Origin of the sequence: Nonomuraea sp. CA-218870, assembly GCF_050936535.1 — a bacterium.
Lineage (GTDB): Bacteria > Actinomycetota > Actinomycetes > Streptosporangiales > Streptosporangiaceae > Nonomuraea > Nonomuraea corallina.
This window is the reverse complement of sequence record NZ_JBNJMN010000001.1, coordinates 1,574,820-1,587,217: the sequence shown is the minus strand read 5'-3', so window position 1 is coordinate 1,587,217 and position 12,398 is coordinate 1,574,820. Positions and strand designations below refer to the sequence as shown.

10 protein-coding genes are annotated in these 12,398 nt (G+C 70.1%); 4 read left to right on the top strand and 6 right to left on the bottom strand.

The features are described from left to right. Positions 1-76 precede the first annotated feature (76 nt). Positions 77-1,618, bottom strand: a complete 1,542-nt coding sequence (purH, locus tag ACQEUU_RS08015) for a bifunctional phosphoribosylaminoimidazolecarboxamide formyltransferase/IMP cyclohydrolase (RefSeq protein ID WP_433062314.1) — start codon at positions 1,616-1,618, stop codon at positions 77-79. Further along, positions 1,615-2,262, bottom strand: coding sequence for a phosphoribosylglycinamide formyltransferase (gene purN / locus ACQEUU_RS08010; RefSeq protein ID WP_433071777.1), 648 nt, complete (start codon positions 2,260-2,262; stop codon positions 1,615-1,617). The genes purH and purN overlap by 4 nt, the downstream gene beginning before the upstream one ends. A gap of 58 nt (positions 2,263-2,320) precedes the next feature. On the opposite strand from purN, the gene ACQEUU_RS08005 reads away from it, so the two are divergent. Continuing rightward, positions 2,321-2,740 (top strand): hypothetical protein, encoded by a 420-nt coding sequence (locus ACQEUU_RS08005; RefSeq protein WP_433062311.1) that lies wholly within the window; start codon positions 2,321-2,323, stop codon positions 2,738-2,740. 41 nt (positions 2,741-2,781) lie between these two features. Here ACQEUU_RS08005 and ACQEUU_RS08000 read toward each other — a convergent pair whose 3' ends face one another. The 3 genes from ACQEUU_RS08000 to sucC all read right to left on the bottom strand — a co-directional run bounded on the left by ACQEUU_RS08000 (position 2,782) and on the right by sucC (position 6,662). Then, positions 2,782-4,410, bottom strand: coding sequence for a cell division protein PerM (locus ACQEUU_RS08000; protein ID WP_433062308.1), 1,629 nt, complete (start codon positions 4,408-4,410; stop codon positions 2,782-2,784). Between the two features lie 191 nt (positions 4,411-4,601). After that, positions 4,602-5,477: a succinate--CoA ligase subunit alpha gene (gene sucD, locus ACQEUU_RS07995; RefSeq protein WP_433062305.1), complete on the bottom strand. Its 876-nt coding sequence runs from the start codon at positions 5,475-5,477 to the stop codon at positions 4,602-4,604. 3 nt (positions 5,478-5,480) lie between these two features. Next, complete coding sequence (sucC, locus tag ACQEUU_RS07990; protein ID WP_433062302.1) at positions 5,481-6,662, bottom strand: ADP-forming succinate--CoA ligase subunit beta; 1,182 nt, start codon at positions 6,660-6,662, stop codon at positions 5,481-5,483. Positions 6,663-6,948: 286 nt separating this feature from the next. On the opposite strand from sucC, the gene ACQEUU_RS07985 reads away from it, so the two are divergent. From ACQEUU_RS07985 to ACQEUU_RS07975, 3 genes are all read left to right on the top strand, one after another. Continuing rightward, positions 6,949-7,764 (top strand): hypothetical protein, encoded by an 816-nt coding sequence (locus tag ACQEUU_RS07985; protein ID WP_433062300.1) that lies wholly within the window; start codon positions 6,949-6,951, stop codon positions 7,762-7,764. A gap of 224 nt (positions 7,765-7,988) precedes the next feature. After that, complete coding sequence (locus ACQEUU_RS07980) at positions 7,989-8,861, top strand: hypothetical protein (protein ID WP_433062297.1); 873 nt, start codon at positions 7,989-7,991, stop codon at positions 8,859-8,861. A gap of 168 nt (positions 8,862-9,029) precedes the next feature. Further along, a complete protein-coding gene (locus ACQEUU_RS07975) occupies positions 9,030-10,034 on the top strand; it encodes a L,D-transpeptidase (RefSeq protein ID WP_433062294.1) in 1,005 nt (334 codons plus the stop codon). Between the two features lie 76 nt (positions 10,035-10,110). Here ACQEUU_RS07975 and pcrA read toward each other — a convergent pair whose 3' ends face one another. Beyond that, entirely contained in the window at positions 10,111-12,363 is a 2,253-nt protein-coding gene (gene pcrA / locus ACQEUU_RS07970) for a DNA helicase PcrA (protein ID WP_433062292.1), read from the bottom strand. Between the last annotated feature and the right edge of the window lie 35 nt (positions 12,364-12,398).

Genomic DNA, 12,398 nt, shown 5'->3' with positions numbered 1-12,398 from the left:
TTAACCGGACAAGAGTCGTGCTGATGCACTTTTCCGACAAACTCGGCGGCCCGAGGCCGGGCCGCCGAGTCGCCGATCAGTGGAAGAAGTGCCGCGTGCCGGTCAGGTAAAGCGTGATGCCCGCCTTCTCCACCGCGTCGATGACCTCCTGGTCGCGTACGGAGCCGCCCGGCTGGACGATGGCCCTGACGCCGCCCTCGATGAGCACCTGCGGCCCGTCGGGGAACGGGAAGAACGCGTCGGACGCCGCCACCGAGCCCGCCGCCCGCTCGCCCGCGCGGGTGACCGCGAGACGGCAGGAGTCGACCCGGTTGACCTGCCCCATGCCCACGCCCACGGTGGCGCGGTCGGCGGCCAGCAGGATCGCGTTGGACTTGACCGAGCGGACGGCTCGCCAGGCGAACACCAGGTCGGCCAGCGTCTCCGGGGAGGCCGGCTCACCCGCCTTGAGCTCCCAGGCGGACGGGTCGTCGCCGGGCGCGTCGATCCGGTCGACCTGCTGGACGAGCAGCCCGCCGTCGATCCGGCGGAACTCGGCCGCGCCCTCCGGGCCCCGCGGGCAGGCGAGCAGGCGCAGGTTCTTCTTCCGGGTGAGGATCTCCAGCGCCTCGGGCTCGAACGCGGGCGCGATCACGACCTCGGTGAACACCTCGGCGATCTGGCCCGCCAGGGCCGCCGTGACCGGCCCGTTGACGGCGATCACCCCGCCGAAGGCGGAGACCGGGTCGCAGGCGTGGGCCTTGCGATGGGCCTCGGCCACGTCGGCGCCGACGGCGATGCCGCACGGGTTCTGGTGCTTGATGATGGCCACGCACGGCTCGGCGAAGTCCCACGCGGCCCGCCAGGCGGCGTCGGCGTCGAGGTAGTTGTTGTAGGACATCTCCTTGCCGTGCAGCTGCTCGGCGTTGGCCAGCCCGTCGCCGCCGCCGGTGTAGAGAGCCGCACCCTGGTGCGGGTTCTCGCCGTAGCGCAGCTCGGCCTTGCGCCGCCAGGTCGCGCCCATGAAGGCGGGCCAGTCGCCCTCGGCCGCGTACGCGCTGCCGAACCAGGAGGCCACGGCCACGTCGTAGGCGGCGGTGTGGGCGTAGGCGATGCCCGCCAGCCGCTTGCGCTCGGCCTGGCTGAACCCGCCCTGCTCCAGCGCCGCCAGCACCTCGCCGTAGAAGCCGGGGTCGACCACGACCGCGCAGGTGCTGTGGTTCTTGGCCGCGCCGCGGATCATGGCGGGGCCGCCGATGTCGATCTGCTCGACGCACTCCTCCGGCGACGCCCCCGAGGCCACCGTCTGCTCGAACGGGTAGAGGTTGACCACGACGAGCTGGAACGGGTCGATCTCCAGCTCCTCCAGCTGCGCCACGTGGCTCGGCTTGCCGAGGTCGGCCAGCAGCCCGGCGTGGACCCTCGGGTGGAGCGTCTTGACCCGCCCGTCGAGACACTCAGGGAACCCGGTGAGCTGCTCGACCTTGGTCACCGGGATGCCGTACGACGCGATGGCGGCGGCCGTGCCGCCCGTGGACACGATCTCCACCCCCGCGCCGTCCAGGCCCCTGGCCAGCTCTTCCAGCCCTGACTTGTCGTACACGGCGATCAGGGCGCGCCGGATGGCGATGCGGGTCACGAGTTTTCCCCTCCGATGTGGTTGCCGATGCGGACGGTCCGTCCGCTGACCGTCCAGCCCTCGCGGACCATCCGGCCGACGGTGTCGACGAGCAGGCGGCGCTCGACGGTCTTGATGCGTTCGTGCAGCCCGGCCTCGTCGTCGCCGGGCAGCACGCGCACGGGCTCCTGGGCGATGATCGGCCCGGTGTCGATGCCGTCGTCGGCCAGCATCACGGTGCAGCCCGTCACCGTCACCCCGTAGGCCAGCGCGTCACGCACGCCGTGGGCGCCGGGGAACGCCGGCAGCAGCGCGGGATGGGTGTTGACCACCGGGAACGACTCCAGCGTCGGAGCGCCGAGTATCTTCATGAAGCCCGCCGAGATCACCAGGTCGGGCTGGTGGGCCGCGATGGCGGCGGCGATGGCCACATCCCAATCTTCGCGAGACGGATAATCACGCACATTTCGCACGAAAATGGGTACGCCTGCGCGTGACGCCCTGGCCAAACCTTCGATCCCCTCGCGGTCGGCGCCGACGGCCACCACGCGGGCCCCGTACGAAGGATCGGCGGAAGCGTCCAGCAGGGCCTGTAGGTTTGTTCCAGAGCCGGAGACGAGGACGACGAGCCGCCCAGCCTTAGACACGCACACTCCAATGGACATCGCGGGGTGGGGCTGCAAGCGTATCCGTTCCCTCGCGCGGCGACGCAGAGGAGGTCAGGTGTCGACACCGGTGCAAGCACCGGCCGGTCAGCAGCCCGCGGAGTCCGCGGGCCGCCGAGCGATCTGGTTGTCCATCGCAGCGCTGGCCATGACGTTCATGCTGCCGCTGGCCGGGTTGGTCATGGCGGTGTTCGCGCTCGTGGCCGGCATCCGCGCGCTCCCGCTGCTGAAGAGCGCGGGCAAACCCACAGGCGTGGCGTCGGGCGGCATCGCCGTCGCGATGGCGGCGCTCCTGCTCTCGGCCGGGGCGACCTCCATGCAGGTCTACCTGATGGACGAGAACTCGGCCTACCAGGAGTGCATGAAGGGCGCCGGCACGGTCCGCGCGCAGGGTGAGTGCTTCGTGCAGTTCAGGGAGTCGGCGGAGAAGAAACTGCCCCCCGACGTGCTGGAGCTGCTCGGCGCGGCCCGCCCCTGAGCCTGCGCCCGCCCTTGACCTCGCCGCTCTGACGCGGCGCCCTAGTCGCGGTCCCAGGCGTACGGGTCCACGTAGATCACGTGGCCGCCCTTGTCGTCGGACTCGTCCACGATGTCCTTGCGGCTGGACCGCGACTGGTCCAGCGGCGCAGGCGGGCGCGCCTGGGCCAGGGTCTCGGCGGCGGCCGTCGCGTGCTCGTCCTGCCAGTCGTCCCTGATGACCGGGATCGGCTGGGTGTCGGCCTCGGTGGCGTCCATCCAGTGGCCGGGCAGCGGCCGGGTGTCCGACTCGGCCAGTCCGACCTTGCCGGCCGCCCTGGCGATCGCCGCCCCGGCCTTGCGCACCGGCGCGGCCGCCTTGTCGAGCGGCGCGCGGGCCCTGCGGCTGAGGAGCAGCAGGTTGGTGACGCCGGCCGAGATGCCGGCGGCCACCCCCACCTCCAGCCCGACCGACAGGGCCACCTCCCACACCGGCGGCCCCACCACCGTCAGGCGTCCGCCGCCGATCGGCCCGCCGGACAGCGCGGCCAGCGCCGCCGCCGCCAGCCCGGTCGTGACGCCGGTGAGGAACCCCCAGAGCGGCGCGGCCTCGTACGCGGGAGAGGGCGAGATCCTGGCCACCACGACGCCCGCCACCGCGCCCGCCGCGAACGGCAGCGCGATCACCGCCATCAGCCAGGCGGGCGCCGGGCCGCTGTCGGGCAGCGCGCCCAGCATCGGCAGGCTCGGCACCGTGCCGAGCTGCACGCCCGTCGGCGCGACCAGCGTGTCGGCGCCGACCGAGAACCCCGGCCCGGCGATGTAGGCGAGCCCCCAGATGACGGCGTTGAACAGGTAGAGGAGCTGCACCAGCAGGAGCAGCACGCCGCCCACGAACCCCGGCGCGAGCACGTCGGACAGCGCCCGCACCTGGTCGAAGTTGAGCACCACGGCGACCAGCACCAGCGCCAGCCCGGCCACGAGCATGATCGCGATGGCCACGGCCGTGCCGGCGGTCACCGCCCGCACCCGCTCGGGCAGCAGCCGGGGCATCACCCGCCACGGCCCGATCGTGCGCGCGGTGGCGAGCACGCCGGCCAGGAACGCGAGGATGAAGTGGCTGACCAGCGCCTCGCCGATGGACGGCTTGGTGATGTCGTTGGTGGTGACCAGCGCGATGCCGCCGGCCAGCATCGCGTACGGAGCCGCCAGCGAGACGCCGGCCTGCACGACCAGCACGAGCTGGGCCCGCCGCCGCGCGTTGGCCTGGTCCTTGGGGCTGTTCTTCGGCAGCCGGGCGGGCAGCCTGAGCCGCAGGTCGGCGTCGCGGGCCATCCACCGTCCGGCCTTGTAGAGCAGGATGGCGGGCAGCACCATCAGGCCCAGGGGCAGCAGCCCGACCCGGCCGCCGGGGATGTCGAAGCCGGCGTGGTGGGCGGCCAGCCAGATCTGCGCGGCCGTGCGGAACACGCCGGGCAGCCCCTGGCCGAGCGCGCCGCGCGGGGCGGCCATCCAGCCGACGAGGGTGAGCGTGGTGAGCACGGCGAGCCCGGCGCCGAGCGTGATGGCGGCGGCGAGCATGCCGGACACGGGCAGGGGCCGGCGCGACTCGTCGTCGTCACTCGAGATCCCGGGGAGCTTGCCGAGCACCGACCGGGGGGCGGTGCGCAGCTGGTCGAGTATCGCCGTCACAACAAGCGATTTTCTCAATCTTTCCCGACCGGCGCTTGGTTGACGCGCCGCGTCCGCCCGGTTTATGCGCCGTTTCCGGCGCCGGACGGCACCGGGACGGCACCGGGACGGCACCGGGACGGCACGGCGGTCAGCGGTCGCGGGCGTGCCGAAGGCCCCGCGATGGTCGCGGGGCCTTCGCGCGGGAGCCGTCAGCGGGACTGCATGATCTCCCGCATCAGCCGGGCGGTCTCGGAAGGGGTCTTGCCGACGCGGACGCCGACCTTCTCCAGGGCCTCCTTCTTGGCCTGCGCGGTGCCGGCCGAGCCGGACACGATCGCGCCGGCGTGGCCCATCGTCTTGCCCTCGGGCGCGGTGAAGCCCGCGACGTAGGCGACGACCGGCTTGGTGACGTGCTTCTCGATGTAGGCGGCCGCGCGCTCCTCGGCGTCGCCGCCGATCTCGCCGATCATCACGATCGCGTCGGTGCCGGGGTCGTCCTGGAACGCCTGGAGGCAGTCGATGTGCGTGGTGCCGATGACCGGGTCGCCGCCGATGCCCACGGCGGTGGAGAAGCCGAAGTCGCGCAGCTCGTACATGAGCTGGTAGGTCAGCGTGCCGGACTTGGACACCAGGCCGATGCGGCCCGCGGTGGTGATGTCGGCGGGGATGATGCCGGCGTTGGAGGCGCCGGGCGAGGCGATGCCGGGGCAGTTGGGGCCGATGATGCGGGTCTTGTTGCCCTTCTCGACCGCGTACGCCCAGAACTCGGTGGTGTCGTGGACCGGCACGCCCTCGGTGATCACCACGCAGAGCGGGATCTCGGCGTCGATGGCCTCCTTGACCGCGTCCTTGGTGAACGCCGGGGGCACGAAGACGACAGACACGTCAGCCCGGGTCTTCTCCATCGCCTCCTTGACCGTGCCGAACACGGGCAGGCCCTCGTGGGTGGTGCCGGCCTTGCGGGCGTTGACGCCGCCCACGACGCGGGAGCCGGCGGCGAGCATGCGGCGGGTGTGCTTGGTGCCCTCCGAACCGGTCATGCCCTGAACGATGATCTTGCTGTTCTCGGTCAGCCAGATAGCCATGTGTCACGCACCTACCGCAGCGAGCTCGGCGGCCCGCTTGGCCGCGTCGTCCATCGTGTCGACCAGCTCGACGCGCGGGAGCGCGGCGTCGGCCAGGATCTGTCGCCCGAGCTGGGCGTTGTTGCCGTCGAGGCGGACCACCAGGGGGTGGTTGACCGACTCGCCGCGGCTCTCCAGCAGCTTGAACGCCGAGACGATGCCGTTGGCCACGGCGTCGCAGGCGGTGATGCCGCCGAACACGTTCACGAAGATCGACTTGACCGACGGGTCGGACATGATGATCTCCAGGCCGGCCGCCATGACCTCGGCGGACGCGCCGCCGCCGATGTCGAGGAAGTTGGCCGGGGCGGGCTTGCCCGGGAACGCCTCGCCGGCGTAGGCGACCACGTCGAGCGTGGACATGACCAGGCCCGCGCCGTTGCCGATGATGCCGACCGAGCCGTCGAGCTTGACGTAGTTGAGGTCCTTGGCCTTGGCCGCGGCCTCCAGCGGGTCCTCGGCGGCCTTGTCGACGAAGGCGACGTGGTCCGGCTGGCGGAAGGAGGCGTTGTCGTCGAGCGTGACCTTGCCGTCGAGGGCCTTCACCTGGCCGTCGGCGGACAGGATCATCGGGTTGACCTCGACCAGGCTGGCGTCCTCGTCGACGAACGCGCACCACAGCTTCTCGATGAGCTCGGCGGCGCCGTCGAGGGACTTCTCCGGCAGCCCGCCGGCGGCCGCGATCTCCCGGGCCTTGGCGCGGTCGACGCCGGTCAGGGGCGAGACCGGGACCTTGGCGACCTTCTCGGGGGTCGAGTGGGCGACCTCTTCGATGTCCATGCCGCCCGCGGCGGAGCAGATGGCGAGGAAGGTGCGGTTGGCGCGGTCGAGCAGGAAGGAGAAGTAGTACTCCTCCGCGATCGCGCTGGCCTCCTCCACGAGCACCTTGTGCACCGTGTGGCCCTTGATGTCCATGCCCAGGATGGCCTGGGCCTTCTCGACGGCGTCGGCCGCGTCGTCGGCGACCTTGACGCCGCCGGCCTTGCCGCGCCCGCCGGTCTTCACCTGCGCCTTGACGACGACGCGACCGGTGAGCTCCTCGGCGGCGGCGCGCGCCTCCTCCACGGTGTGGGCGACGATGCCGCGTGGCACCGGGATGCCGTAGTCGGCGAAGAGTTCCTTCGCCTGATGTTCGAACAGGTCCACGAGGGTCCGTCCTTGCTTCTCCGACTGAATGTTCGACGGCCCGGGCCACCCCGTACGTACGTGCCGGGCGTTTCCGCCAGTGAAGCCTAGCCCCAGCGCAGACCCTTCCAGGTCACTGGGTCGCGCATGTGCCCGGATGTGACGGTCATCTCACTCCGGCTGCGGCCCCTGCACCAAATATGCACGGATAAATCCCTATTTATCCGTGCATTGAGATATCGCTGTGATCTTCGATGGGCAAGATACGTTCCCTCCTCCCCTTTGACCTAGGATCACGATGAGAAGAATGATTGCCGGATTGGTATGTGCCGCTGCGGCGACGCTGGCCACGGTGGCGCCAGCGCAGGCCACGACGGTCAATCCGGTCAAAGCACTCAAGAAGCAGTTCTCTCCCGGACACGGAGTGCGGGTTTCCGAAACCGCCCGTAGTTATGTCGACGGAAAAGCCGCACTCGTCACCCGGACGACCGGAAAGCTGGCATTCGGCAAATCCGGCGTCACAGGCTCCGACCTGAGCTTCCGCTACAAGCCTGTCAAGGGCCAGGACGTTCCGATGACCGCCTCGCTCGGCGCCACGCGCACGATCAGCGTGGGCGGCCACACCTACATGCAGGGCGGCCTGTTCAGCGACGAACTGCCCGACGGCAAGAAGTGGATCCGCTACGAGGGCGTGACGGCCTACCAGACCGGCCAGCTCGTCGACATCTTCAACCCGAAGGTGCTCAAGGGCGTGATGGCGAATGCGAAGGTCGTCAAGGGCGACTACAAGGGCACCATCACCCTCAAGAAGCTGGCCGCGCTCCAGGGCGAGAAGCTGACCGGCGCGCTGAGCAAGATCAAGGTCGGCTACCTGATCGACACCAACGGCAAGGGGCTCGTGACCCGCGTGGTGAGCGACTGGACGCTCGACTTCGGCGTGCTGGGCACCAGCCGCTCCGTCACCGAGAGCCGTTACACCGGCTGGGGCGCCAAGGTGAAGATCACCGCCCCCTCGGCGTCGCAGTGGATGGACAGCTCCGACCTGCTCTCCCAGGACCGCGACAGCGACATCCCGGCCGAGATCTCGGACAACGCGATCAGCTCGCTGGGTCAGGGCCGCTGACTTTCCCCTTCCTCTCCCGTACGCGAGAGGCGTAACAACCCCGAGGCCGGGAACGGCGCGTCGCCTTCCCGGCCGGCACGGGACGCACGACCCTCGCCTGTTCACGTCGGCGGGGCGGAGTACGGCCATCTCCTCGTCCCGGCGTGCCTGGACGAGGTAATCCGGCGCATCGCTCATGCCATGGCCGCTCCACGTCCATCTCCCCCCAGGAATCGAGATTCGCAATGAAGCGTTTGATCGCCGGTCTCGCGCTGGCGTCCGCCGCGACCTTCGTGACGGCCGTCCCCGCTCAGGCCCAGGCCGCTCCCAAGAACCCGCTCGTCGCCGTGAAGAAGCAGCTCGTGCCGGGCAAGGGCGTGAAGTTCACCGAGCGCACCACCTTGATCACCCCGATCTTCCGGGACATCTTCGTCCGCCGCACCGGCACGATCGCCTTCCGCAAGAACGGCGTGGCCGCGTCGGACAGCACCGGCAAGCTCAACGTCAGGGCCAGCGACCTGGGTGACGAGGCGCCCGAGCTGGCCAAGGCGATGGTCAAGCCGGAGCGCACCATCTGGCTGGGCAACACCTCCTACCTGTCCGGCGGGATCTGGGCCCATGTCCTGCCCGAGGACAAGAAGTGGTTCAAGCTCTCGCAGGGCACGACCGGCGGCGTCACCGGCGTCTACGGGCAGCCGCTGAACGTCGCCGAGCCGGCCACGCTCAAGGCCATGCTCAAGAACGCCAAGGTCACCGGCAACGGCTACTCCGGCAAGATCACCGTCAACGAGGTCCGCAAGATCTCGCCGTGGTTCCGCCACACGCTCATGATGGACAAGTTCCCGGCCAAGGTGCTCAAGACCCAGATCACCTGGCGGCTGAGCGTCGACGCCAAGGGCCTGCCGACGCGGCTGGTGACCACGTACCCGCTGGGCGTCCTCGACGGAGCGCCGAAGAAGAGCGAGACGGTGAGCGTCGACACCCGCTACACCGGCTGGGGCACCAAGGTCACCATCAAGGCGCCGAGCGAGAGTGACGCCAGCGCCAAGCCGAAGGACGGCCAGGAGGAGACCCTCGACCACATCGAGATGCTGGACGGCGTGAAGGTCGGCCTGTAGGCGACCGGCCTCCGCACGCGGGCCGCACCCCCTGCCCCGGGGGTGCGGCTTTGTGGCATTTGGACCGTTACGTCATCGTGACGGCCGATCTGCCGTCGAAACACGTGTCCCAGTTGTCACACGTACGGACGCGTTCGACGCGGAGAACCATAGCTCAGGAGTACGACCGTGAATCTCTTCCCCCGGATTCTCGCCGCCGCCGCGCTGGCGACCGCGGTGGCCTGCGCGGCCGAGGGCGCCCCCGCCCCGGAGCGGGCCGCCGCGCGGCAGGCGGCGCGGCCTCAGGCGGTGCAGTCCCAGGCGGTCCAGCCTGAGGCGGTGCAGGCGACCCAGCCCGTCACGAAGCCGCAGAAGAAGTTCAAGATCGGCATCGCCGACATCACGCCCATGGGAGAGAAGACGGAGAAGGTGGGGGTCGGCTTCCCCATCATAGTCACCTTCGACCGCGACGTGCCCGACAAGGCCGCCGTCGAGTCCGTGCTCAGCGTGCAGGCCGAGAAGCCCGTCGAGGGCGCCTGGCGGTGGGTGTCGCCCCGCAAGGTCATCTACCGCACCAAGACCTACTGGCAGCCGTACCAGAAGGTGCTGTTCAAGGCCCAGCTCAGCCAGATCCCCGGCAACCACAAGGCCAGGAACGTCAGCCGCCGCTTCGCCGTCGGGGCCAAGCACGTCTCGCTGGTCGACACCCGCAAGCACGTCATGAAGGTCTACCGCAACGGCAGGCTGGCCAAGAAGATCCCGATCAGCGCCGGGCGGGGCGGCCTGATCAGGAACGGCGTCGACGTCTACCTGACCACCAGCGGCGTCCACCTGACCATGGGCAAGAAGGCCGTGGAGACCATGACGTCGTCGTGGCTGGGGGTGACCGACCCCAAGGACCCGCGCTACTACAAGGAGGAGATCCCCTGGGCGGTCCGCATCTCCGACAGCGGCGAGTACGTCCACCAGAGCTTCGGCGACTACCAGTATCTCGGCCGGTCCAACCAGAGCCACGGCTGCGTTCGGGCCACCCCGGCCGGAGCCAAGTGGTTCTACCAGATCACCCAGCGCGGCGACGTCGTCAAGATCGTCGGCACCAAGCGCAAGCTCCAGTGGAACAACGGCTGGAGCTACTGGCAGCTCAACTGGACCCAGTGGAAGAAGGGCAGCGCCCTGCGCACCGCCCAGAGCTGACCCCTCCGGTGCGGGCCCACGGCCCGCACCGGCCGGTTTGCTTCTCAGAGCACCCGGCCGGCTTCTCGGCGCACCGTCAGAGCTTCTCCAGCGGCGCGTACGCGAGCAGCAGCGTCTTCTCGCCCCCCGAGCCGAAGTCGATCTTGACCTTGGTCTTCTCGGCCACGCCGTCGACCGACACCACGGTGCCGAGGCCGAACGCGTCGTGGGTGACCCGGTCGCCCGGCGTCAGCGACGGCATGCTCCGGCCACCGGCCTTCTTCGGGGCCGCGGCCGGGGCGGGCTCGCGGCGGGTGGCGGCGCTCCACGCGGACTTGTCGGGGTCGCTGCGCCACTCGACCAGCTTGGCCGGCACCTCGCCGACGAACCGCGAGGCCGGGTTGAACGACGGCGCCCCCCACGAGCTGCGCACCGCGGCCCGCGTCAGGTAGAGCCGCTGCTGGGCGCGGGTGATGCCGACGTAGGCCAGCCGGCGCTCCTCCTCCAGCTCCTTCGACTCGCCGATGGAGCGGATGTGGGGGAAGACGCCGTCCTCCATGGCGGTCAGGAAGACCACCGGGAACTCCAGGCCCTTGGCGGTGTGGAGCGTCATCAGCGTCACAACGCCCTGGCCGCCGTCCTGCTCGGGGATCTGGTCGGCGTCGGCGACCAGCGACACCTGCTCCAGGAACTCCACGAGCGTGCCCTCGGGGTTGGCCTCCTCGAACTCGCTCGCCACCGAGACCAGCTCCTGGAGGTTCTCCAGGCGGGACTCGTCCTGAGGGTCCTCGGACGCCTCCAGCTCGGCGCGGTAGCCGGTGGCCGCCAGCACCTCCTCGGCCAGCGTGGCCGGCGGCACCCCCTCGCTCTTGGCGATCAGCTCCTCCAGCATCGCGACGAACTCCCTGATCGCGTTGAGCGAGCGGGTGGCCATGCCCGGCGCCTCGCCGGCCCGCCGCAGCCCCTCCCAGAACGGGATCCGCTCGCGCGCGGCGAACGCCTCCACCATCGCCTCGGCCCGCTCGCCGATGCCGCGCTTGGGCACGTTGAGGATGCGGCGCAGCGACACCACGTCGAGCGGGTTGGCCACCACCCGGAGGTAGGCCAGCAGGTCCTTGACCTCCTTGCGCTCGTAGAAGCGCACCCCGCCGACGACCTTGTAGGGCAGGCCGGTGCGGATGAAGATCTCCTCGAACACCCGGGAGGCCGCGTTGGTGCGGTAGAAGACCGCGACGTCGCCCGGCCTGACGCCCTCCTCGTCGGACAGCCGGTCGACCTCCTGCGCCACGAACACGGCCTCGTCGTGCTCGTTGTCGGCGACGTACCCCACGATCTTCGGCCCGTCGCCCTGGTCGGACCAGAGGTTCTTCGGCTTGCGCGACTCGTTGCGGGAGATGACCGCGTTGGCGGCGGCCAGAATGTTCTGGGTGGAGCGGTAGTTCTGCTCCAGCAGGATCGTGCGGGCGTCGGGGTAGTCGCGCTCGAACTCCAGGATGTTGCGGATCGTCGCGCCGCGGAAGGCGTAGATCGACTGGTCGGCGTCGCCCACCACGCACAGCTCCGACTGGCCGGTGCCGGAGCGCACCTGCTCGCCGTCGGCGGTGCGCAGCTCGGGGAAGCCGACCAGCTCCCGGATCAGGATGTATTGCGCGTGGTTGGTGTCCTGGTACTCGTCCACGAGGACGTGGCGGAACCGCATCCGATAATGCTCGGCCACCTCGGGGAAGAGCTGGAAGAGCGTCACCGTGTTCATGATGATGTCGTCGAAGTCCATCGCGCCGGCCTCGGTGAGCTTGAGCTGGTAGCTCTTGTAGGCCTGGGCGAGCGTCTTCTCCAGATGGGAGCCGGCCCGCTCGATCGCGGTCTCGTAGTCGATCAGCTCGTTCTTGAAGTTGCTGACCTGGGCGGAGAACGACCGGGGCGGGTAGCGCTTGGGGTCGAGGTCCATCTCGCGGCAGACCATGGCCATGAGGCGCTGGGAGTCGGCCTGGTCGTAGATCGAGAAGCTGGACGGGAAGCCGAGCCGCTTGGCCTCGCGGCGCAGGATGCGCATGCAGGCGCTGTGGAAGGTCATCACCCACATGGCCCGCGAGCGCGGGCCGACGAGCTTGTCGATGCGCTCCTTCATCTCGCGCGCGGCCTTGTTGGTGAACGTGATGGCCAGGATCTCGCCCGGGTGGACGTCGCGCTCGGCGAGGAGGTAGGCGATGCGGTGGGTGAGCACCCGCGTCTTGCCGGACCCGGCCCCGGCGACGATCAGCAGAGGGCTGCCGTGGTGGAGCACGGCCTCGCGCTGCTGCGGGTTGAGGCCGTCGAGCAAGGGGTGGTCAACAGAGACGTGGGTGGGCACGTACCTAGGTTAAGACCCCTCACCGACAATCGGCG